General features: G+C 72.7%; 21 protein-coding genes. 10 read left to right on the top strand and 11 right to left on the bottom strand.

What is annotated here, in order from left to right; genetic code table 11:
* Nucleotides 1–11: 11 nt before the first annotated feature.
* Nucleotides 12–623 (bottom strand): RNA polymerase sigma factor, encoded by a 612-nt coding sequence (locus ACIBFB_RS14395; protein WP_397230068.1) that lies wholly within the window; start codon nucleotides 621–623, stop codon nucleotides 12–14.
* A 192-nt stretch (nucleotides 624–815) separates the two neighbouring features.
* Here ACIBFB_RS14395 and ACIBFB_RS14390 point away from each other — a divergent pair, with 192 nt between their 5' ends.
* The gene (locus ACIBFB_RS14390; RefSeq protein WP_397230066.1) at nucleotides 816–2,183 is read left to right on the top strand and encodes a serine/threonine-protein kinase; all 1,368 of its coding nucleotides are present in this window, start codon (nucleotides 816–818) and stop codon (nucleotides 2,181–2,183) included.
* A 41-nt stretch (nucleotides 2,184–2,224) separates the two neighbouring features.
* Here ACIBFB_RS14390 and ACIBFB_RS14385 read toward each other — a convergent pair whose 3' ends face one another.
* The 3 genes from ACIBFB_RS14385 to mca all read right to left on the bottom strand — a co-directional run bounded on the left by ACIBFB_RS14385 (nucleotide 2,225) and on the right by mca (nucleotide 5,460).
* Nucleotides 2,225–4,261 (bottom strand): thioredoxin domain-containing protein, encoded by a 2,037-nt coding sequence (locus tag ACIBFB_RS14385; RefSeq protein ID WP_397230064.1) that lies wholly within the window; start codon nucleotides 4,259–4,261, stop codon nucleotides 2,225–2,227.
* 75 nt (nucleotides 4,262–4,336) lie between these two features.
* Nucleotides 4,337–4,576, bottom strand: coding sequence for a hypothetical protein (locus ACIBFB_RS14380; protein WP_397230062.1), 240 nt, complete (start codon nucleotides 4,574–4,576; stop codon nucleotides 4,337–4,339).
* Nucleotides 4,577–4,581: 5 nt separating this feature from the next.
* The gene (mca, locus tag ACIBFB_RS14375) at nucleotides 4,582–5,460 is read right to left on the bottom strand and encodes a mycothiol conjugate amidase Mca (RefSeq protein WP_397230060.1); all 879 of its coding nucleotides are present in this window, start codon (nucleotides 5,458–5,460) and stop codon (nucleotides 4,582–4,584) included.
* A gap of 155 nt (nucleotides 5,461–5,615) precedes the next feature.
* Here mca and ACIBFB_RS14370 point away from each other — a divergent pair, with 155 nt between their 5' ends.
* From ACIBFB_RS14370 to ACIBFB_RS14360, 3 genes are all read left to right on the top strand, one after another.
* On the top strand, nucleotides 5,616–6,032 hold the full coding sequence (locus ACIBFB_RS14370) for a DUF4307 domain-containing protein (protein WP_397230058.1): 417 nt from the start codon (nucleotides 5,616–5,618) through the stop codon (nucleotides 6,030–6,032).
* A 140-nt stretch (nucleotides 6,033–6,172) separates the two neighbouring features.
* Entirely contained in the window at nucleotides 6,173–6,673 is a 501-nt protein-coding gene (gene greA / locus ACIBFB_RS14365; protein WP_397230056.1) for a transcription elongation factor GreA, read from the top strand.
* Between the two features lie 153 nt (nucleotides 6,674–6,826).
* A complete protein-coding gene (locus ACIBFB_RS14360) occupies nucleotides 6,827–7,360 on the top strand; it encodes an RDD family protein (protein WP_397230054.1) in 534 nt (177 codons plus the stop codon).
* 22 nt (nucleotides 7,361–7,382) lie between these two features.
* Here ACIBFB_RS14360 and ACIBFB_RS14355 read toward each other — a convergent pair whose 3' ends face one another.
* Both ACIBFB_RS14355 and ACIBFB_RS14350 read right to left on the bottom strand, forming a co-directional pair.
* Nucleotides 7,383–8,783, bottom strand: a complete 1,401-nt coding sequence (locus tag ACIBFB_RS14355) for a hypothetical protein (protein ID WP_397230052.1) — start codon at nucleotides 8,781–8,783, stop codon at nucleotides 7,383–7,385.
* Nucleotides 8,784–8,911: 128 nt separating this feature from the next.
* On the bottom strand, nucleotides 8,912–10,102 hold the full coding sequence (locus tag ACIBFB_RS14350) for an FIST N-terminal domain-containing protein (protein WP_397230050.1): 1,191 nt from the start codon (nucleotides 10,100–10,102) through the stop codon (nucleotides 8,912–8,914).
* 133 nt (nucleotides 10,103–10,235) lie between these two features.
* On the opposite strand from ACIBFB_RS14350, the gene ACIBFB_RS14345 reads away from it, so the two are divergent.
* On the top strand, nucleotides 10,236–11,663 hold the full coding sequence (locus tag ACIBFB_RS14345; protein ID WP_397230048.1) for a sigma 54-interacting transcriptional regulator: 1,428 nt from the start codon (nucleotides 10,236–10,238) through the stop codon (nucleotides 11,661–11,663).
* Nucleotides 11,664–11,700: 37 nt separating this feature from the next.
* A complete protein-coding gene (locus tag ACIBFB_RS14340) occupies nucleotides 11,701–12,744 on the top strand; it encodes a VWA domain-containing protein (protein ID WP_397230046.1) in 1,044 nt (347 codons plus the stop codon).
* Between the two features lie 18 nt (nucleotides 12,745–12,762).
* Here the strand turns inward: ACIBFB_RS14340 and ACIBFB_RS14335 are convergent, their stop codons facing one another.
* Together ACIBFB_RS14335 and ACIBFB_RS14330 are read right to left on the bottom strand one after the other, a co-directional pair.
* The gene (locus tag ACIBFB_RS14335; RefSeq protein ID WP_397230044.1) at nucleotides 12,763–13,575 is read right to left on the bottom strand and encodes a GntR family transcriptional regulator; all 813 of its coding nucleotides are present in this window, start codon (nucleotides 13,573–13,575) and stop codon (nucleotides 12,763–12,765) included.
* 8 nt (nucleotides 13,576–13,583) lie between these two features.
* Nucleotides 13,584–14,312, bottom strand: coding sequence for a GntR family transcriptional regulator (locus tag ACIBFB_RS14330; RefSeq protein WP_397230586.1), 729 nt, complete (start codon nucleotides 14,310–14,312; stop codon nucleotides 13,584–13,586).
* Between the two features lie 286 nt (nucleotides 14,313–14,598).
* Here ACIBFB_RS14330 and ACIBFB_RS14325 point away from each other — a divergent pair, with 286 nt between their 5' ends.
* A complete protein-coding gene (locus ACIBFB_RS14325; protein ID WP_397230042.1) occupies nucleotides 14,599–14,835 on the top strand; it encodes a hypothetical protein in 237 nt (78 codons plus the stop codon).
* Nucleotides 14,836–14,842: 7 nt separating this feature from the next.
* Here the strand turns inward: ACIBFB_RS14325 and ACIBFB_RS14320 are convergent, their stop codons facing one another.
* The 3 genes from ACIBFB_RS14320 to ACIBFB_RS14310 form a co-directional block, all read right to left on the bottom strand.
* Nucleotides 14,843–15,988: a cystathionine gamma-synthase gene (locus tag ACIBFB_RS14320; protein WP_397230040.1), complete on the bottom strand. Its 1,146-nt coding sequence runs from the start codon at nucleotides 15,986–15,988 to the stop codon at nucleotides 14,843–14,845.
* A gap of 50 nt (nucleotides 15,989–16,038) precedes the next feature.
* Entirely contained in the window at nucleotides 16,039–16,779 is a 741-nt protein-coding gene (locus ACIBFB_RS14315) for an acyltransferase (protein ID WP_397230038.1), read from the bottom strand.
* A gap of 194 nt (nucleotides 16,780–16,973) precedes the next feature.
* Nucleotides 16,974–18,341 (bottom strand): cystathionine beta-synthase, encoded by a 1,368-nt coding sequence (locus tag ACIBFB_RS14310; RefSeq protein WP_397230036.1) that lies wholly within the window; start codon nucleotides 18,339–18,341, stop codon nucleotides 16,974–16,976.
* Between the two features lie 308 nt (nucleotides 18,342–18,649).
* On the opposite strand from ACIBFB_RS14310, the gene ACIBFB_RS14305 reads away from it, so the two are divergent.
* The 3 genes from ACIBFB_RS14305 (at nucleotide 18,650) to ACIBFB_RS14295 (ending at nucleotide 21,535) form a co-directional block, all read left to right on the top strand.
* On the top strand, nucleotides 18,650–19,759 hold the full coding sequence (locus ACIBFB_RS14305; protein WP_397230034.1) for an SGNH/GDSL hydrolase family protein: 1,110 nt from the start codon (nucleotides 18,650–18,652) through the stop codon (nucleotides 19,757–19,759).
* 104 nt (nucleotides 19,760–19,863) lie between these two features.
* Nucleotides 19,864–21,084, top strand: a complete 1,221-nt coding sequence (locus tag ACIBFB_RS14300) for an acetyl-CoA C-acetyltransferase (RefSeq protein WP_397230032.1) — start codon at nucleotides 19,864–19,866, stop codon at nucleotides 21,082–21,084.
* Nucleotides 21,085–21,283: 199 nt separating this feature from the next.
* Nucleotides 21,284–21,535: a DUF4287 domain-containing protein gene (locus tag ACIBFB_RS14295; protein ID WP_397230030.1), complete on the top strand. Its 252-nt coding sequence runs from the start codon at nucleotides 21,284–21,286 to the stop codon at nucleotides 21,533–21,535.
* The last annotated feature ends 93 nt before the right edge of the window (nucleotides 21,536–21,628 follow it).

Raw genomic sequence — 21,628 nt, 5'->3', positions numbered from 1 at the left:
GCCGCGGGCGGTCACGTCACGGCGAGCGACTTGCGCACGTGTTTGCGCCCCTGGTGGATCCGGGACTTGACCGTGCCCAGCGCCAGGTTCAGCTCGGAGGCGATCTCGTTGTAGTCCATCTGGCACAGGTCGCGCAGGACCAGGGGGGCGACCAGGTTGGGGCGGTCCTTCTCCAGCTGGTCGAGGGCCTCCAGCAAGTCGATGCGCGAACCGGCGATGACGCTGGTCGTGCGGGGGTCGCTCTGGTGGGGCATGCGCTCGGCCTCGGTGGGGAACTCGGCCGCGCGGCGCTTCATGGAACGGTAGGTCTGCCGGGCGGAGTTGGACACCACCGTGTACAGCCACGTGGTGAACAGGGAGTCGCCCTTGAAGCTGCCGATCTTGCGGGCCACGCGCAGCAGCGCGTCCTGGCACGCCTCCTCCGCGTCCTGGCGGTAGGGGAGGAACCGGGAGCAGCGACGCAGCACCTCGGGCTGGATGCGGCGGAGGACCTCGTCCAGGGCCGCGGCGTCGCCGTCCCTGGCCCGCCGGGCGAGATCCTCCAGCTCCTGGTCGACGTTGCTCGCCACCCGGCGCCGGGGCGCGGGGGTCTCGTCGTGGACTGGGTGGTCACTACTGGCCATGAGTGGTCTCTCCCTGATTCGCGCCCCTCGTGTGGTGCACACGTCCGCCTACGGATCCCATGGGTGTGCATGCCCCGCGGTGATCGGAGGTATCCGGAGTGGGGATCATATCCGCGGAACGCGGCGTGGGGGTCTAGATGGTGTATTAGTGGGCAACGACCGCGTTTCCACCCCCGACAGACCGAGGCGGACATGAGCCAACCGGAGGCCTTCGGACGTTACCGCGTCATCAGGCGCCTGGGTTCCGGCTCCTTCGCGACCGTCTGGTTGGCACAGGACGATCTACTCAACTATCCGGTGGCCATCAAGGTACTCGCCGAGAACTGGGCGCACCAGATGGACATCCAGCACCGGTTCCTGGAGGAGGCGCGCATCCTGCGCCAGACCGACTCCACCTGGCTGGTGGCCGTGCACGACGTGGACGTGCTGCCGGACGGGCGGCCGTACATGGTGATGACCTACGCCGACCAGGGTAGTGTCGCAGACCTCATCCGCCGAGGTCAGCTGCCTCTCGACGAGGCGCTGCGGCTGCTGACCGAGATCGGCCAGGGCATCACCGTGCTGCACAACCACGGCACGATCCACCGCGACATCAAGCCGTCCAACGTGCTGCTGCAGTCGTCGCCGGTGGGTCAGCGGGTGCTGGTGGCGGACCTGGGGTTCGCCAAGTCGATCGACGAGGCGTCGGGGTTCACCGCGGCCGCCGGGACCCCCGGGTACATGTCTCCGGAGCAGAGCATCCCCGGCGGTGACCTGGACGTCCGCTCGGACGTGTACTCGCTCGGCGCGGTCGCCTACGAGCTCATCACCGGCCGTCCGCCCTCGCGCCCGCCCGTGCGGATCGCCCCTGGCCGGATCCGGCCAGGGCTGCCTCCGGCGCTCGACACGCTCATTCTGTCGGCACTTTCGGTGGACCGGGAAAGCCGCCCAGCGGACGCCAAAACCTTCACCGATCGGGTCAGGGCGATCCGCATGTCGCCCGACCTGCCCCGGGCGGACCCGTGGTGGAGCCGTTACCGGATGCCCTGGCACCGGGCGGGCCGCCTCCTGGCCGCCCTCGTCGTGACGTTCGCGGGCGTCACCTCCTCCGTCGGCCACCCCGGGATGGACCTGACGCTCATCCAGTCCGACGGCCACGAGCTGGAGGTGGGCGTCCCCATGGCCTGGCTCGCCGAACTCGACGTCGACCAGGAGGCCCGGCCGGTGGCGGCCGACGCCGGCGCGGGCCCCGGACTGCTCGTGGCGACCGACGTCGACGACTGGCACTCCACCGACAAGCCGTCCTACGGGGTCTACACGACGGTCATGCCGGGCGCCCAACCCCTGGCCGCGATCGCCGACACCGACCCGTGCGACGGCCGACCGACCGAGCGCGCCGTCGACGGCCGCACGTGGGAGGGCACCGTGTGGGAGTGGGCGGACTGCAACGGCAACGGGTCCTTCAGCAGCGCCGCCGTCCACGAACCGGGCGTGCCCAAGACCGTCTACCTGGAGGTCCGGCAGCCCGACTACCGGCCCGACCTCGTGGACAGGATCATCACCGCGATCGCGCTGCGCTGAACCGTCCCGCCTCCTCGGGCGCCGCCGGGGCCACCGGCGGCTCAGACTCCGGCCACCTGCTCCCTCAGCTCCTCCGGCGTGGTGACCGGCAGCTTGCAGGTGAAACCCTCGCACACGTACGCGGTGGCACGGCCCTCGACCGGCACGCGTCCCCGCAGCAGCGGCACGCCGCCGTCCGTGCGGCCGTCGCCGCGCGCGAGCACCGTTCCCAACGGCGCCCAACGCAGCGCCGTGCGCACCAACTCGTCCACGGCGGGGTCCCGCGGGTCGCCGACCACCGCGACCGCGCGCGGTCCGCTCAGCACGGCCTCCCCCGTGGCCAGGGCCCACCCGGCGAACCGGGCGGCCTTCTCCGCCAGGAGGGACACCGGTGACAGCGCCCCCTCCGCGGCCGTGCGGTGCCGCTCCGAACCGGTCAGCGCCGCGTAGGCCACCAGCGCGGAGGCGGCGGCCGACCGCCCCGAGGGGGTGGCGTTGTCGGTCGGGTCCTGGGGGCGGCTGAACAGGTGCTCGGCGTCGTCGGCCGTGTCGAAGAGCCCGCCCTCCCCGTCGCCGAAGTGCTCCAGGACGGCGTCGAGCAGGCGCCCCGCCTCGTGCGCGTAGCGGGCCTCCCCGGTCACCCCGTGCAGGGCGAGCAGCCCCTCGGCCATGTCCGCGTAGTCCTCCAGCACACCCGCGCTGGTTCCGGCGCGGCCGTCGCGGGAGGTGCGCACGAGACGGCCGTCGCGCAGGTGGACGTCCAGGATCAGGTCGGCGGCGGAGCGGGCGGCGTCCACGAGGTCGGGGCGTTCGAGCAGGGCGCCCGCCTCGGCCAGGGCGGCGACGGCCAGACCGTTCCAGGCGGCGACCACCTTGTCGTCCCGGCCGGGAGCCTCGCGGTCCGCGCGGGCGCGCAGCAACGCCGCGCGGACGCGGTCGTACCGGTCGTGATCGGCGGGCGTCCGGGGGAGCTGGAGGACCGAGGCCCCGCGCTCGAAGGTGCCCTCCTCCGTCACCCGGAACACCCGCGCGGCGAACTCGGCGTCCTCGTCGCCGAGGACCTCGCGCAGTTGGGCGGGCGTCCACACGTAGAAGGCGCCCTCCTCGCCCTCGGTGTCGGCGTCCAGGGACGAGGCGAACCCGCCCTCGGGGGTGCGCAGGTCGCGCACCATCCAGTCGGCGGTCTCCTCGGCGACCCGGAGCAGGAGCGGGCGCTCGTCGGGCCCGGCGAGGCCCGCGTCGGACGGCCTGCGGCTCATCCGGGTGTAGGCGCGCAGCAGGAGCGCGTTGTCGTAGAGCATCTTCTCGAAGTGGGGCACCACCCACTCCCGGTCCACCGAGTAGCGGGCGAAACCGCCGCCGAGTTGGTCGTAGACGCCGCCGCGGGCCATTCCGACCGCCGTGCCCGCGGCCATCAGCCCCGCGGGTGTGGGGTCACCGGTGCTCTGGAGCGGCAGGGTGCGCTCGTGCTGCGCGATGAGGAACGACAGCACCATGGACGGCGGGAACTTGGGCTCGGCGCCGAAACCGCCGTGGCCGTGGTCGTAGTCGCGGACCAGCGCCTGCACCGCCAGGTCGAGGGTCTCCCGCGTGGGCGGGGGCGCGGCGGCCAGCGTACGCGGCCCGCTGAGCGCGGCCACCACCCGCTCGCCCTGCTTGAGGAGTTCGTCGCGCCGGTCGCGCCAGGCCGTGGCCACGCCCTCCAGGAGCCGCTGGAAGTGGTCGCGCGGAAAGTAGGTCCCGCAGTAGAACGGAGCCCCGTCGGGGGTGGCGAACACGGTCATGGGCCATCCGCCCTGACCGGTCATGGCCTGGGTGGCCTCCATGTACACGGCGTCGACGTCCGGACGCTCCTCGCGGTCCACCTTGACGTTGACGAACAGGGCGTTCATCCGCTCGGCGGTCGCCGCGTCCTCGAAGGACTCGTGGGCCATCACGTGGCACCAGTGACAGGCGGCGTAGCCGACGGAGACGAGCACGGGCACGTCGCGACGGCGTGCCTCCGCGAACGCCTCCTCACCCCAGGGGTGCCACTCCACGGGGTTGTCGGCGTGCTGCAGGAGGTACGGACTGGTCGCGTCGCTCAGGCGGTTGGGCATATCCCCACTGTGCCATCAGCCGCACGCGCCTCCGCGGAGGCGTGGTCCCCGCTGGGGCACGGCGGGGCACGAGCCTCAGTCCTTGCCGGCCTCCGCGCCGTCGCCCGTCGCCGCGGCCGCGGTGGCGCCGTCGCCGGCCTCGGCGGCCTCGGCGGACAGGCCGCGCAGCTTCCCCGTCATGTTGCGCATGAGGAAGTAGAGCGCGACCCCGATCGCGAACACCGTGAGGAAGCCCAGGACACCGGGGGTCACGAGGTTCCGGTCCAGCTCGATCTGGTCCGCCAGCACGGGCGCGGAGATCAGAAGCGTGTTCATGCCACTCATACTCCCACGGACTCGGTGACGCCCGCGAAGAGGTCCGTCTCCGGGACCTCGGTGTCGACCAGCGAACGGACCAGGTGGTAGTCCTCCGTCGGCCAGGCCTCGGCCTTGATCTCGTTGGGCACCGCGAACCAGAACCCGTTCGGGTCGACCTGGGTGGCGTGCGCCCTGAGCGCCTCGTCGGCGACGTCGAAGTACTCGCTCGCCTGGACCTGGGTGGTGATCTCCCAGCGCGGGCGGTCCATGTCCTTGATGCGGTCGACCCACTCGGCGAACGGGTTCTCCAGGCCCCGCTCGGCGAGGACCTTGGCCAGCGCGTCGAACCGCTCGGGCGGGAAGGACACGAAGTAGTACAGCTTGAGCGGCTGCCACGGCTCACCGGCCTCCGGGTAGGCGTCCGGATCGCCGGCGGCGTCGAAGGCGAGCATCGACACCTTGTGGGTCATGATGTGGTCCGGATGCGGGTATCCGCCCTGCTCGTCGTAGGTGAGGATGACGTGCGGGCGGAACCGGCGGATGGACTCGACGAGGGGCTCGGCGCCCTTCTCGACCGGGAGGGTGGCGAAGCTGCCCTCCGGGAGGGGCGGCAGCGGGTCGCCCTCGGGCAGGCCGGAGTCGACGAAACCGGCGAACTCCTGCTTGATGCCGAGGATCTCCCTGGCCCGGTCCATCTCCTCACGCCGGACCTCGGCGATGTTCTCTCGGATCTCGGGACGTTCCATCGCGGGGTTGAGGATGTCGCCGCGTTCGCCGCCGGTCATGGTGACGACGAGTACGTCGACGCCCTCCTCCACGTAACGCGCCATGGTGGCCGCGCCCTTGCTGGACTCGTCGTCGGGGTGGGCGTGAACCGCCATGAGGCGCAGTCGCTCGGACAACGAAGGATTCTCCTTGACTCGGTGAACGGCTCGATGGGTGGGCCGTCCGGGCACCCCGGAAGCACGGCATGGACGACTCACGTGTGGGCCGAGTAGGGGGGCTGTCAGGTCGGGGATATCTTAGACAACACCGTCCCCTCGTTCGGAGATTCCCGATGCCCGCGACCCCGGAAGAAGCCGCCGTGAACAGTGCCGACGCCACGCCAGCGCTGCGCAAGCGCCACGGCAACGGCCCGCTCTTCTTCGTCTTCGGGACCGTCTTCGCCGTCGTCACGGCGATCGGGTGGGGCTACTCCGTCATGAACTACTCGGGCCTGGCCGGCGGGGTGTACCACCAGGTCGTGTCCTACGAGATCGCGTCGGCCGACGAGGCGAGGATCACCTTCGAGGTCAACAGCCAGGCCGGCGCCCGGTGCCTCATCACGGCCCTGGACGACCAGCACGTCCAGGTCGGCCAGGCCCGTTCCGCGGTCGAGGCGGGGAACCGCATGGTCACCACGAGCGTTGACACGGTTCGAGAGGCTTCCACGGTAGAAGTCGCCTCGTGCAGGGAACAAGACCCGGAGGACTGATCCACCGAGCCCTCCCCCTGCGTGGCCCGGCGCCAGGGCGGACACGCGAGTGCCAGTGCGTGTCGACGCACGGTGATAATCTCGTGAGTTCAGCTCTGGCCGCCTGGTGGCCAGAGCTACGAGTACACCAAGGAGTTCCCGTGACCCAGACCCGCGACGACAACGTCACCTGGCTCACCCAGGAGGCGTACGACCGGCTCAAGGGAGAGCTGGACCACCTGACGGGGCGCGGGCGCGTCGAGATCGCGGAGAAGATCGAGGCGGCCCGGGAAGAGGGCGACCTGAGGGAGAACGGCGGCTACCACGCCGCCAAGGAGGAGCAGGGCAAGATGGAGGCCCGCATCCTCCAGCTCACCGAGATCCTGCGCACCGCGCGGGTCGGCGAGGCGCCCCGGACCGAGGGCGTGGTGGGCCCCGGCATGACGGTCACCGTCAGGTTCGACGGTGACGACGAGGAGGTCACCTTCCTCCTCGCCTCCCGTGAGGAGAGCGGCGCCCCCATCGACGTGTACTCCCCGAAGTCGCCGCTCGGCTCGGCCATCAACGGCAAGCGCGTGGGCGAGAGCGTGAGCTACCCGCTCCCCAACGGCCGCTCGCTGGGCGTGGAGATCATCGACGCGGTGCCCTACAACGGCGCCTGACGCCGCGGAGTTCGGGCGGGGGGCGGCGATCCGCCCCCCGCCTCCGCCCGATCGGGCCCTCGTCGGCCGCACCAGGCGCGGCCATCGCGGCGGTACTCTCGAATTCCGTCAGGGCGGCCGCGCCCCGACGAGAACCACCCACCGAGGAACCGCATGTCCACCCCCCACTGGTATCCGCAGGACCCCAGGTACGCCGCCCCCGCGGTCCCGTCCGCCCACGCGGCGCGCGGAGGGCCGGAACCGGCCGGTTTCGGCCGCCGCCTGGCCGCACGGTCCATCGACTACGTCCTCGCCGTGATCGCCGCGACCGCGTTCTTCGTCGTCGCGGTCATCCTGCTGGAGGTGCTGACCGGGGGTTCCGGCGACAACGACGCCCAGGCCGAGGTCTGGGCACTGATGCTCTTCTTCGGCTGGGGCGTGCTGCTGTTCTTCTACGACTGGCTGTACCTGGTGGCGTGGGGACGCACCCTGGGCAAGGCCGTGGTCGGGATCAGGGTGGTCGACGCCGCCGACGGCGGCCGGCTCAGCCAGGGCCAGGCCATGGGCCGGGCCGCGCTGTTCGGACTTCCGCAGTCACTGCCGGTCCTGGGCCACCTGTTCTCCCTGGGCGAGTCCATGGCCTCCCTCGGGGAGCACCGCCGCGCCCTCCACGACCGGGCCTGCGGAACCGTGGTCATCCGCGACTGACCCGCACCGCCGGGAGAGACCCTCACGGAAGCGGTTCGCACGCGGGCGCGTCGGCGCCGCCGTCGGCGAACACGGCCGGGACGTAGTTGCCCTCTCCGATCCGGTACCAGGCGTCATCCGTCCCGAACGGCCCCCTGGCCACATCCCCGACCGCCTGGCAGGCCACGTCCACGACCGCCGTGTGCGCGGCCAGACCCACCGGGGAGTGCTCCAGCCCGGGCCCGCCCCGCACGACCACCGGGTCGCGCCGCGTCGCGGTCGTGATCCTGGCCTTGGCGCCGTAGTCCGCGGTCCAGAGGTAGTCGACCTCCACCCACCCGTTGTCCGGCATCTGGAGCCCCTCGCGGAACGCGCCGTCGGCCAGGTCGATCCCGGCCGGGTTGCGCACCCTGCGGCCGAACCCGTCGCGACCGCCGTTGTGGCCGTCGGAGTAGGCGGCCTGCGCCTGGGGGCGGCCGTGGTCCAGGTCGGGCCAGCTCTGGCGGGACTCGTTCCAGTGGTCGTCGGTGATGTTCCACGGGCCCACGTCCCAGACCGGGAGGTAGGCGCAGCGGGCTTCGTGGTCCGCGGGCGAGCCCTGGGCCTTCGGTCCCAGCACCCCCGTGGTGCACACCCGCACCGTGTAGTCGCCCCCGCCGCGGGGAGCCAGTGCGCGGCGCGACGGAAGCGCCACGAAGTGGTCGGCGGTGCGGATGGTGTGTCCGTTGGCGGTCCGCCCGCCGACCAGCCCGATGCGGGTGGCGAAGAGCCGGGCGGAGAACGGTTCGGTCCGCTCGTCGGCGGTCCCCTCCTGCCCCTCCTCCCCGCCGGTCCGGTCCTCGGGGTAGTCGGAACCGTCCGTCCCCTCCGTACCGTCCGCCCCCGCGGCGCCGTCCTCCCCGTCGGCGCCGTCCTCCCCCGCGGCGCCGTCCCCGTCGGGTCCGCCGTCCGGCGACGGGTCGCCCGGACGTACGCCCAGCCCGGTCAGCGCCGCGTCGTCCCCGTCCACCTCCACCCTCAGCTGCACGCGGGAGACGCTCTCGGGCAGGGTGACCCGGCCGTGCCGCGGCGCCGGGTGCCACTCGGTCCACATGCCGTCGTCGCGCACGCCGCGCGCCTCGGCCAACACGTCGCGCCGGTCCCCCTCGGCGCGCACCGACACGTCCACCGTGTCGGTGCGCGCCCCCAGCCCCTGTTCGGGGAAGGTGGCCAGCCCCGTGTCGGGCGTGTCGTGCTCCCTGCGGGCGCTGGTCCCGTCCACCGACCCGTCGGCGGCCACGCGCAGCGCTCCGTCGTCGAGCACCAGCCCGACCCGGTCGGCGGAGGCGAGGTCCTGCGCGATCCAGCCCGTCCGCGCGAGGGCCGGGGCCGTCGGCACCAGCAGTGCGACGGCGCTCAGAGCGGCCAGGGTCTGCGCGGTGGCTGGGCACCGTCGGTCGGACATGGCGTCTTCCTTCACCCAAAGAGGACAAGTTCGTCACTCTCAGTAAGCGCCCTGGTGCGTGCGCACTCAAGGAGCTTGTGTCGGGTGTTGGTGATACGCCGGTAAAAGTCCGATTCGTTAGGCAACCCTCAGTCGGCGAAGGCGAGCAGGCACGCGGTGAACCCGTGGACGTGGTTGACGCCGCCGACCGGACCGATCTCCCCCGCGGCGAAGAACCCCGCCACCGCGTCCACGCCGAGGATGCGGCGGACGGCGAGCACGTCGTGGTCGGCCTGGGGGAACAGGGCCCCGCCGCGCCCGTTGCAGGAGAAGAGCAACCCGGCGCCGACCTCGTGCTCCGCGCCGAAGTCGGCCAGTCTGCGCGCCAGGTCCTCGTCCGCCGTCCCCGCGTCGCGCACCTGGAAACGCACGGTCTGGCCGACCTCGACCATGTCCCCGACCGCCAGCGCCCCCATGTCGGGATCGACGCCGGCGAGCGCCCGGATCAGGAAGTCGCCCTGCTCGTGCTTCTCCGCGTACTCGTCGATGGCGATGCCCACGTGCAGCCCCTGGGCGGCCAGCTCGCGGTCCTCCTCGCCCAGCGAGTCCAACAGGCCCTCGAGCTTCTCGTAGGCGTTGGTCCCCGCGAGTTCCAGGAGGAGGTTCCCCTCAGCCTTGGTGACGGTCATGTTCGGACCGATCGGGCGGCAGCCCTGGCTGACCACGGTCCCGAGCACGCCCTCGCCGCCGACCAGCACCCCGATGGCGCCGCTGTCGACCACGTCCCCGTCACAGAACAGCCGGACGGACTCCTCCCCGCGCAGCCCGTCGGCCATGCCGCCGACGAGCGGCAGCCCGCCGAGCGCCGGGGTGGACTCGCGGACGAAGGCCTGGGTGGGGAACTCGTAGGGGTTGGCCAGCAGGATCGCCACCCGGTCGAGCGGGCCGGGTTCGCGCATACCGACCACGGCGAGGTGGTCCTCCTCCAGAACGGTGTCCAGCTGGAACGGGGTGAGCTCCACGCCCGGCAGCCGCGCGCACCACACGCTGACCGCGCCCTGGCCCTCAACACCGCGACCGCCGCCGATCACGCCGGTGGAGCTGCACCCGAGCGCGACGGCGCCGGGGACCAGCTCCATCACGCGCCTGCCGGCGAGCGTGACCTCGTCCGGATCGGCCCCGCTGACGAAGAAGCACACGAGGTCGACCGCGCCGCCCGCCCCTCCTCGGCCGTCGCCCGGCGCGGCCCCGCCCAGTTGCTCGAGAGCGCCCATCACGGCCCGCTCGGCCGCGTTCACGAGGTCGGCCCCCGTCGTCAGAGCATCGCCGAACCGTGCCACCAGCCGCCACCCCGCCTTCACCGGCTCTCCGGCCGGACCTCGGACCGCACCCTCACTCCCATTCTTCCACTCCCCGCCCCACTCTGGGGGGTTTCGGCCCCCGGGACCGCCGAGACTCCCTAGACTCCTTGACGTGAGTCCCGCCACGCCTCCCCCACCGCCGAGCGACCTGCCGACGACGCGCGCCGCGCTGCGCGCGTCCGGACACGTCCACCGTTCCGTGGCCGCCGAGGTACGGGACAACCTGCTGCGCCGGATGGGCGCCGGCCGCCCCCGCTTCCCCGGCCTGCACGGATTCGACGCCACGGTGCTCCCGCAGGTGGAGCGGGCCCTGATCGCCGGGCACGACATCGTGCTCCTGGGCGAGCGCGGCCAGGGCAAGTCACGGCTGATCCGCACCCTGGCCGGACTTCTCGACGAGTGGTCGCCCGCCGTCGCGGGCTGCCCTGTCAACGACCACCCGTTCGCGCCCGTGTGCCCCGGGTGCCGGGCACGGGCCGAACGCGAGGGCGACGCCCTACCGGTCGTCTGGCGGCACCGGGAGGACCGGTACGGGGAGAAGCTCGCCACTCCCGACACCGGTGTGGGCGAGCTCATCGGCGACGTGGACCCCGCACGGCTGGCGGAGGGGCGCTCGCTGGGCGACCCCGAGACCATCCACTACGGCCTCGTGCCGCGCGCCAACCGGGGCGTCTTCTGCGTCAACGAACTGCCGGACCTGCCCGCCCGCGCCCAGGTGGCGCTCTTCAACGTGTTGGAGGAGCGCGACCTCCAGATCCGGGGGTACACCCTGCGGCTGCCGCTGGACCTGCTGCTGGTCGCCAGCGCCAACCCGGAGGACTACACGAGCCGGGGACGGATCGTCACACCGCTCAAGGACCGGTTCGGCGCCCAGGTGCGCACCCACTACCCCCTGGCGCTCGACGACGAACTCGCGCTGGTGCGGCAGGAGGCGGTGCTCCCCGAGGGCACCACCGTGCCCGCGCACCTGCTGGAGGCCGTCGCGCGGTTCACGCGGCTGGTCCGCGCGTCCAGGAAGGTCGACGGCCGCTCCGGGGTGTCGGTGCGCTTCTCCGTGGCCGCCGCCGAGACCGTCGCCGCCTCGGCCCTGCGCCGCGCCGCCCTGACCGGTGAGGACGTCCCGGTGGCCCGGGTGAGCGACCTGCCCGCCGTCGTCGAGCCGCTGCTGGGCAAGGTCGAGTTCGAGCTGGAGGCGGAGGGGCGCGAGGCCGAGATCCTGCACGTGCTCCTGCGGCGGGCGGTCGCCGAGACCTTCCGCGCCCGGCTCGGCGAGGCCGACCTGTCCCCCGTCGCCGACCGCTTCGCCGGGGGCGGCAGCGTCGAGACCGGCGACCTCGTGGCCGCCGCCGAACTCCTGCGCCGGGTGGGCGCCGTACCGGGCCTGGCCGCCCTCATCGAGAGCGCCGCGCCCGAGGCCGAGGACGGTCCGCCCACCCAGGGTCTGGCCGCCGCGGTCGTCGAGTTCGCGCTGGAAGGGCTGTACCTGGAACGGCGACTGTCCAAGGACGCCGTCCCCGACGGCGGGGTCTACCGGTTCTGACCCGCGACGACGCGGGCGCGCGCGAGAGGAGACGGGCATGGGGTTCCGCTACCGGGCGTACACGGGCGGACCGGACCCGCTGGCCGACCCCGATCCGCCCCGCGCGGAGGAGCGGGTCGAGGCGACCGCGCTCGGACGCGGGCGGGAGGGGGACGGCGACGCGGGCGAGGGCTCCGGCGCGGCGCCACCGCCGGTCGGGTCGCGAACCGACGGCCTTCTGGCGCCCGTGGACGGGAACGGCCACGGACTCACCCCGCGCGAACTGCGAAGGCTCGGCCGGATCGCGTTGCGCGACATCGAGCGGGCCGCACGGAGCGGAACGGGCCGGCACGCGGGCGGCGGCGCGCCGGGCACGGAGCCCACGGGAGCGTCCCTGCCCCGCGACGCGGACGACGACCGCCCCCTCGACCCCGTGGCCAGCGTGCGGGCGGCGACGCTGCGCCGCCGTGACCCCGCGGAGCGGGAGATCCGGCTGCGGGCGGACGACCTCCGCGTCGCCGAGACCGAGCCGGTCGGCGCGCGGGCGGTGTCGCTGCTGGTCGACCTGTCGCACTCGATGGTCGAGCGCGACCTGCACACGGCGGCCGCCCGGACCGCGCTGGCCCTGCACACCCTGGTCGGCGCCCACCACCCGGAGGACCGGATCCACCTCGTCGGCTTCGGTGAGACCGCGCACGAGCTGGCCCCCGGTCGGCTGACGGCGCACGAGTGGCGGCGCGCACCCGGCACCAACCTGCACCACGCGCTACGGCTGGCCAGACGCAACGCACGGCGCCACCGCGGACTCCGGCCCCTGGTGCTGGTGGTCACCGACGGCGAGCCCACCGCGCACGTGGACGACGACGGCCGCGCCCGGTTCGCGTGGCCGCCCGATCCGCGCACCGCCGAGGTCACCCTCGCCGAGCTGGACCGGCTGCTGCGCGAAGGTGCGGAGGCGGTGTTCTTCCTGCTCGCCGACGCCCCCCGGCTGCGGGCCTTCGCGGCCGAGGTGGGGCGGCGGCGGTCGGTGCGGGTCGTGCGGTCCGACGCCGCGGCCCTGGGTCCGCTCGTGCTCGACCGGTACCTGGGGCGGCGGGGCTGACCGGCCGGGAGGCGTCGGTCAGAGTTCGAAGACGTTGACGTCGGAGGCCAGGACCAGCAGCGCCTCGGGGGCGTCGCCGCCGGAGTAGAGCAGCTGGTGGCGGTTGGCGGGCATGATCGTCTCGGTGAACCGCAGCGCGACGTCCCCGGCGTAGGCCACGCGTTCCTGGACGAGCAGGGGGATGCCGGGACCGAGCCCGAAGGCCTCGGCCTCGTCGGGCGAGGGCATGCGCGCGCCGACGACGTCCCAGTTCCAGGTCTCGTGGTGGCCCAGGCCGCTCAGGGTGGTGCTGACCCCCTGGTTGAGGCGTTCGGGCGACATCAGCGGCGTGTTGTTGGCGATGGTGAACGGGAAGTAGGTGATCTGGGACTGCCAGAGCCCGCCCTCGACGAACCGGTCGCAGGAGCGGATGACGACGAGTCCGCCCTGGGGGACCGCGGGGTCGGTCTCCGGGCGCAGGCGCTTGGCCACGCGCGGGCTCATGGTGTCCAGGCTGACTTTGATCTTCTCGTCGATGTTGTGGTAACCGGCCTCGCGCAGGTGCGGCTGGTAGCCCTCCTGGAAGCGTTCGGAGTCCGAGCCGCCGGTGACGGGTGTGGCCAGGTGGATGATGGGCCGGTGGTCGGCGGCGTAGGCCCCGCGGCCCGCGCGGATGGCGATGCGGCCCTCCTCCTGGAGGATGCGCATCCCCATGCGCGCCGTGGCGCGGGAGACGTCGAACCGCTCCGCGAGTTCCTCCTCCCCGGGCAGGCGGTCGCCGGGCTTGTACTCGCCCCTGGCCAGCGCCTCGCGCAGATGGTCGGCGACCACGGTCTTCTTTGACGTGCTCATCTGTGTGCTCAGTCCCGGTGGTAGGCCTTGAGGTTGCCGTGTTCGAACTGGTACCGGATGCTGTGCCCGGCGTAGACGGTGTGCACCACCCGGATCGGGCGCTCCTCGGAGTAGTCGGTGCGGTGCACGTTCAGCACGGGCACTCCCGGGGGGAGTTCGAGCTGCGACGCCTCCTGGGGCGACGGCATGCGCGTCTCCACCTCGTCGACGCAGCCGACCTGGCGGTGGCCGTGCTCCAGAAGGACCTCCAGGGCGCTGTCCACGTCCTCGGGCATCATGAGCGCGGTGCCCTGGACGAGCTCCATGGGGTAGTAGGCCGAGCTGATGGAGCCGGACACGTCCCCGGAGAACCGGTACATGCGCCGGACGACGGTCATGTCGCCCTCCGGGACGCGGAGGCGGCTCGCGATGTCGGGGGTGGCGCTGAGGAGCTGGAGCTCCTCCAGGGTCTGTCCGGACAGGGCGGACTCGTTGAGGCCTGTGCTCTGGGTGGGCCGGGTGGCGTAGAAGGTCTCGGGGACGACGTTCTGGACGAAGTGGCCGCGGCCGGGCCTGCTGAGGATGAGTCCCTGGTTGCGGAGCATGCCCAGGGCGAGCCGGACGGTGTTGCGGGAGGCCTCGAAGCGCTCCTCCAACTGCTTCTCGGAGGGGAGTTGCCCTCCGGGAGGAAGGGCGCGGTCCTGGATCTCGCGGCGCAAGACCCGGGCGATCTGTCGATATCTACTTTCTGCCCGCATAAGTCCGCTCTCGAAGGGGTAGAAGTCCAACAGGTTCGCTTGTACCAACAAGATGAGCACAACACCAACAGAACATGTCCGTCTGGTGAGCCTCTACCCATCCTAGAGGAAGGCCACCCTAAGTACACGGCCCCCGGCCCCCGGAGCCGACGGAGATCATCCGCGGTCGTCGCCCGCCGCCGACCGCCGAGAACACGGAAGAGACCTCGTGAGCACACGCGGGACTCCCCCCACGACGTAGGAGGGGAGTCCGCGGAACTGAACCGACATCCGTGAGGAGAACACCATGATCCCCCTCGTCATCACGCTCGCCGGCGTCGTACTCCTGGGCCTGGCCGCGGGGTTCTTCCTCGCCGTCTCCATCGGCATCCGACGCCAGGACCGCCGTGGCAGCTACCGGTCCCTGCGAGACGACGACGACCGGAGCGCCCTGTCCCGCACCGGAAGCCTCGTCGTCGGCCTGCGCTTCGCCAACGACGCCCACTCCCCCGACCGGCGGGACCGCACCCCCAGCGCGGTCTGAGGCCCGGTCAGTCCTCCAACGCCCGCAGCAGGTCCGCCACCAGGTCGTCCGCGGACTCGATGCCGACGGAGACCCGCACCAGGTCGGACGGAACCTCCAGCGCGGAACCCGCGGTGGACGCGTGCGTCATCCGACCGGGGTGCTCGATGAGGGACTCGACCCCGCCCAGCGACTCCCCCAGGGTGAAGACCTCGGTGCGCTCGCACAGCCGCAGCGCCGCCTTCTCCCCGTCGCGCAGGGTGAAGGACACCATCCCGCCGAAGGAGCGCATCTGCCGCTCCGCGATCTTGTGTCCCGGGTGGCCGTCCAGCCCGGGGTAGTACACCGTGCGCACCGCCGGGTGGCGCTCCAGCTCGGCCACGACCCGCTCGGCGTTGGCGCTGTGCCGGTCCATGCGCACGCCCAGCGTCTTGATCCCGCGCAGCGTCAGCCAGGAGTCGAACGGCCCCGGCACCGCACCCATGGTGTTCTGGTGGAAGGCCAGCCGCTCGCCCAGTTCGGCGTCGGCGACCACCAGGGCGCCGCCGACCACGTCGGAGTGCCCGCCGAGGTACTTGGTCGTGGAGTGCACGACCACGTCCGCACCCAGCGCGAGCGGCTGCTGGAGGTAGGGCGAGGCGAACGTGTTGTCGACGACGTACAGCGCGCCCGCGTCGTGCGCGATCCGCGCGACCGTCTCGATGTCGGTGATGTTGAGCAGCGGGTTGGTGGGCGTCTCCGTCCACACGACCCTGGTGGTGGGGCGCAGCGCCGCGCGCACCGCCTCGGGGTCGGTCTGGTCGACCGCGTCCCAGCTGACGCCCCAGCGCTCGACGACCTTGGAGATCAGCCGGAAGGTGCCGCCGTAGGCGTCGCCGGGGATGATGATGTGGTCGCCGGGCGAGAGGACCGTGCGCAGCAGCGTGTCCTCGGCGGCCATGCCCGAGGCGAAGGCCAGCCCCCGCACACCGGACTCCAGCGCGGCCAGGCACTCCTCCAGGGCGGCGCGCGTCGGGTTGCCCGTGCGCGAGTACTCGTATCCCTGGCGCAGGCCGCCCACGCCGTCCTGGGCGTAGGTGCTGGTCTGGTAGATCGGCACCGCCACGGCCCCGGTCCCGGCGTCCGGTTCCTGCCCCGCGTGGATGGCCAGCGTCTCAAACCCGTCGAACGTCATGGGGCCACAATAGTCGCCAACCACCACTGAAGCCCCGGTTTCCACAGGTCCTAGACGGGCGGGAACCGCGTGGCCGAACCCGGGGCCGGCGGCTCGGTCGGCACCTCGGGCGGGAGTCCCGCCGCCGGTGTGGGCACGCGGGTCGGGGTGCCGCTCCCGCGCATCGGCGGGTCCCATCCCAGCTCGGGGTCGTGGGTGCGCACGATCCTCCCCGGAACGCCGGCGACGACGCAGTGGTCGGGGTAGCGGCCGGGCCGGACCACCGTGCCCGCCGCGACCACGCAGTTGCGGCCCAGGTGGACGCCGGGCAGGATCACCGCGTTCGCGCCGATCCAGGTGCCGTCGCCGACGCTGACGGGGTCGTCGACGGGCCACTGGAGGCCGACGGGGATCTCGGTGTTGGCGTAGGAGTGGTTCTGGTCGGTGATGTAGACGTAGGGGCCGGTGTAGACGTGGTCCCCGATGTCCACGGAGCGGTGCGCGACGATGTGCGACCCGCGGCCGATCGCGCAGCCCGAGCCGATCCGCACGACGGTGCCCGGTCCCAGGTCGTAGTCGGGGCCCATGCCCGCCGCGAGGGTCATGTCGCCGCCCAGCACGGTGTGCACGCCGATCTCGATCCACGGCTCCCCGTACAGCGTGGCGGTCGGGAAGGCGATCGCCGAGCCCGCGCCGAAGCGCGCGAACCTCCTGGCCGCCTTGGAGTCCGCGCGGATTTCGGCGCTGCTCCGCGCGTACGACCAGACGGAGCGGATGATCCAGGACAACAGCCGCGACACGCGAGCTCCCATGTGTTACCTGCCAGTAATGTTGCCGCGAAGGGTAGCAGTGTCCGAGTATGCGCCGCTCCATCCGGTATGCACGCGTCGGGGCCCCGAACCGCACGGAACGCGGTCCGGGGCCCCGAGGGCGGACACTGGTCCGCAGGCGTCCGCTGAGGGCGGCAGTCACCTCCGCGAAACGCCCGGGACGTCGGCGGGCGGGCTCAGCCGGACAGGTGGGCCAGCAGGTCCTGTCGGGTGAGGATCCCCACGGGACGGCCGTCGCGCAGCACGACCAGCGCGCCCGAGCCCCGCAGCAGGCGCACGCAGTCGCTGACCGGCGTGCCCGTGCCGACCGTGGCCAGCGGCTTGCCCATGTGCGTCTCCACACTGTCGTCCAGCTGGGCCCGGCCGTCGAAGAGGGCGTCCAGGACGTCGCGCTCGGCGATCGAGCCGACCACCTCGGCCGCCATGACCGGCGGCTCCTCCTTCATCACCGGCAGCTGGGAGACCCCGTACTCGCGCATGATCGCCACGGCGGTGCCGAGGGTCTCGTGCGGGTGGGTGTGCACGAAGTCCGGCATCGCGGCGCCCTTGCCGTTCAGGACCTGCCCCGCGGTGGCCTCCTCGGTCTCCGCCGACAGGAAGCCGTAGTCGGCCATCCACTCGTCGTTGAAGATCTTGCCGAGGTAGCCGCGGCCGCCGTCGGGCAGCAGGACCACGATGACGTCGTCGGGCCCCGCGTCCCGCGCCACCCGCAGCGCCGCCTCGACCGCCAGACCGCAGGACCCGCCGACCAGCAGCGCCTCCTCGCGCGCCAGCCGACGCGTCATGAGGAAGGAGTCCTTGTCGCTCACCGCCACGATGTCGTCGCAGATCCCCGTGTCGTAGGTGCCGGGCCAGATGTCCTCGCCCACGCCCTCGACCAGGTAGGGGCGGCCCGACCCGCCCGAGTACACCGAGCCCTCGGGGTCGGCGCCGACGACCTTGACCCGCCCTCCCGAGACCTCCTTGAGGTAGCGGCCGGTGCCGCTGATCGTCCCGCCGGTGCCGATGCCCGCGACGAAGTGCGTCACGCGCCCCTCGGTCTGGTCCCAGATCTCGGGACCGGTGGAGTGGTAGTGCGACTCCGGGTTGTTCTGGTTCTCGTACTGGTTCGGCTTCCAGGCGCCCGGGATCTCCTCGGCCAGGCGGTCGGAGACCGAGTAGTAGGAGTCGGGGTGGTCGGGGGCCACCGTCGTCGGGCAGACCACGACCTCGGCGCCGTAGGCACGCAGCACCGCCAGCTTGTCCGGGCCCACCTTGTCCGGGCAGACGAAGACGCAGCGGTAGCCCTTCTCCTGCGCGACCATGGCCAGCCCGATGCCCGTGTTGCCGGAGGTCGGCTCGACGATGGTGCCGCCCGGCCTGAGCTCGCCGCTCTTCTCCGCGGCCTCGACCATGCGCAGCGCGATGCGGTCCTTCACCGAACCGCCGGGGTTGAAGTACTCGACCTTGGCGAGGACGGTCGGCGCGAGCCCCTCGGTGACCTTCCGAAGACGCACCAGCGGGGTGTCCCCCACCAGGTCGATCAGTGAGTCGTGTACCCGCACTGTGGGCTCCCTCGGAGTCGTGGCGGCCGGATCCGTCGGTCCGCCTGGTCCTCGCCCCCGGCCGCCTCGACCGGGGCGGCGGGCCGGTCCGACCCACCACACCTCGACTCTAGGCCGTTCCCGCGCGGTTCGCGCCGCGCTCCCGCGGTGTCGGTCACCCGACGTCACGCGCGGGCGCGATCCGGCTGACCGCCCGGCGCGCATCGTGTGCCGCCCGGGGTACGTGACCCGCCGGTACTCCGGATGTAGCCTCGATTCCAACCGGCCCGCCCCAGGGCGGACGGAGACGATGCCCCGGGGGTGGTCCGATGCTGCGAGCCGCGCGCGCACGGCGTATCGCCGCCGCCACGGCGTTCGGCGGCGGCGGCGTGACACTGGTGGGCGCGGGCGCCGTCGCCCTCCTCTACCTCCAGGCGCGGCTCGCCCGGCGCGCGGTCGGCGTCACCCCGTGGAAGCGGCCCCGGGTCAACGGGGTCTACGGCGACGGCCCCGAACCGCCCCTGCGCATGCTCATGCTGGGCGACTCCACGGCGGCCGGTTTCGCGGTCTCCGAGGCCGCGCAGACCCCGGGGGTGCTGCTGGCGGCGGGGATCGCGGGCGCGGCCGACCGGCCGGTGCGGCTGCGCTGCACCGCCTCTCCCGGCGCCACCTCCGCCGACCTCGCCGACCAGGCCGAACGCGCAGAGGCCTTCCAGGAGGCCACCCGCTACGACGTGGCGGTCGTCTTCATCGGAGCCAACGACGTGATCCGCAGGGTCCGCCCGGGCGACGCCGTCGACCAACTGCGCGACCTCACCCGCCGCCTCGTCGGCCAGGGCACGGCGGTGGTCGTGGCGACCTGCCCGGACCTCGGGACGGTCCGCCCGATCAGCTGGCCGCTGCGGTCGGTCGCCCGGCGGGTCTCCAGACAGCTCGCCGCCGCCCAGACCATCGCCGTCACCGAGGTCGGCGGGTACACGGTCTCCATGAGCGACCTGCTCTCCGACGACTTCCGGTCCGATCCCTCCTCCATGTTCGGACCCGACCGGTTCCACCCGTCGGCGCTCGGATACGCCCAGGCGGCCTCCGCCGTCCTTCCCTCGGTGTGCGCCGCGCTCGGGCTGCTCCCCGAGCTCGGCGAGCCCGAACGGTCCGAGGGCATCCTGCCGGTGGACCGCGCCGCGGTGATCGCCGCCGAGACCCCCGGCACCGAGGTCTCCCGGATCCCCGTGGAGCCGACGGGCCGGCGCGGCCGGTGGGCCGCCCTCGTCCGGGCGCCCTTCCGCCCGCGCGGCGCCCGGACGGGTCCGGCGGACGTCCCGACCGGGGCGGAGCGGTCCGTCGAGACGGCCGGGCGGACCGCCCGCGACGGGACGGACGGCACGGAGGACGCGCCAAGGCCGACCCCGGGTGGCGACGGCGAGGGACGGACATGTTAACTGGTCAGTAACAAGACGGGCCACGGGGGTCGAGGCAGGCCAGGCCGCCCGGCCACCCGAGAGACCGGCACCGCAGCACCCCGACACCGAATGGGACGAAGCACATGCCCGAAGCAGTCATCGTCGCCACCGCGCGCTCCCCGATCGGCCGTGCCTTCAAGGGCTCCCTGAAGGACATCCGCCCCGACGACCTGACCGCCCAGATCGTCGGCGCGGCCCTGGCCAAGGTCCCCGAGCTCGACCCCGAGGACATCGACGACCTCATGCTCGGCTGCGGCCTTCCCGGCGGCGAGCAGGGCTTCAACCTGGCCCGGATCGTCGCCGTCCAGCTCGGCCTCGACACCGTCCCGGGCACCACCGTGACCCGGTACTGCTCCTCGTCCCTCCAGACCACCCGCATGGCCTACCACGCGATCAAGGCGGGCGAGGGCGACGTGTTCGTCTCCGCCGGCGTGGAGACGGTCAGCCGCTTCGCCCACGGCAGCAGCGACAACCCGCACAACGAGAACCCCCTCTTCGCCGACGCCAAGGCCCGCACGGAGAAGCGCGCCGAGGGCGGCGCCGACACGTGGACCGACCCGCGCGAGGACGGCCGCCTGCCCGACGCCTACATCGCGATGGGCCAGACCGCCGAGAACGTCGCCCAGATCACCGGCGTCTCCCGCCAGCGGCAGGACGAGTTCGCGGTCCGCTCGCAGAACCTCGCCGAGAAGTCCCTGGACAACGGCTTCTGGGAGCGCGAGATCACCCCGGTGACCCTCCCGGACGGCACCGTGGTCACCACCGACGACGGCATCCGCCGCGGCACCACCTACGAGAAGGTCAGCGAACTCAAGCCGGTGTTCCGGCCCGACGGAACGGTCACCGCCGGCAACGCCTGCCCCCTCAACGACGGCGCCGCCGCGCTGGTCATCATGAGCGACACCCGCGCCGCCCAGCTGGGCATCACCCCGCTGGCGCGCATCGTGTCCACGGGGGTCAGCGGCCTGAGCCCCGAGATCATGGGCCTCGGTCCGGTCGAGGCCTCCAGGCAGGCGCTCGCCCGCGCCAACATGGCCATCGGCGACATCGACCTGGCCGAGATCAACGAGGCCTTCGCCGCGCAGGTGCTGCCCTCGGCCGACCAGCTCGGCATCGACATCGACAGCCAGCTCAACGTCAACGGCGGCGCCATCGCGGTCGGCCACCCGTTCGGCATGACCGGCGCCCGGATCACCGGCACGCTCCTCAACGGCCTGCGGTTCCACGACGGGACGTTCGGTCTGGAGACCATGTGCGTCGGCGGCGGCCAGGGCATGGCGGCCGTCTTCGAGCGCCTGAGCTGACCTCGCGGACGACTCTGCCGCTCCCGCCCGGACCCGTCCGCACGGGTCCGGGCGGAGCCGTGCGCGGCGCCCGAGGGCGGCCGCGCGGACCAACGATCTCCCTCGCGCAGGGTAAAAGCTGGTGACCGGGGCTTGTCCAGAACGTGATCCTGATGCAGTGTCGCAGGTAAGGTCACACGCCAACGCGCCGGAGGTGCCCATGTCGGTAACCCACTCGCCGGAGATCCACGCCAAGCTCATCGAACGCGTCCCGGCTGTCACCGGCCGAGGGCTCCCCGAGTGGTTCGACGCCCTCGACAAGGGCCCGAGCCTGCTCCGCTGCTCGGCCCGCTCGACCTGGCTCGCCGACGAGTACAGCCTGCCCCACTGGTACGCCCAGGCGATCGTCACGGAGTACGAGCGCCGTCGCCGCAACCGTTCGATTCCCACCCCTCGCCGCGACGGATCCTGACCCGTCGAGCGACGCGGCCCGCTTCCGGCAGCCGCGTCCGACGGCGAAGGGGCCACCCCCGGGCAGTACCCGGGAGGCGGCCCCTCGCCACGT

The organism is Nocardiopsis sp. NPDC050513, from assembly GCF_044457925.1.
Taxonomy (GTDB): Bacteria; Actinomycetota; Actinomycetes; order Streptosporangiales; family Streptosporangiaceae; genus Nocardiopsis.
Note: the sequence above shows the minus strand (reverse complement) of the source record. Positions and strands in the feature narration are given on the sequence as shown.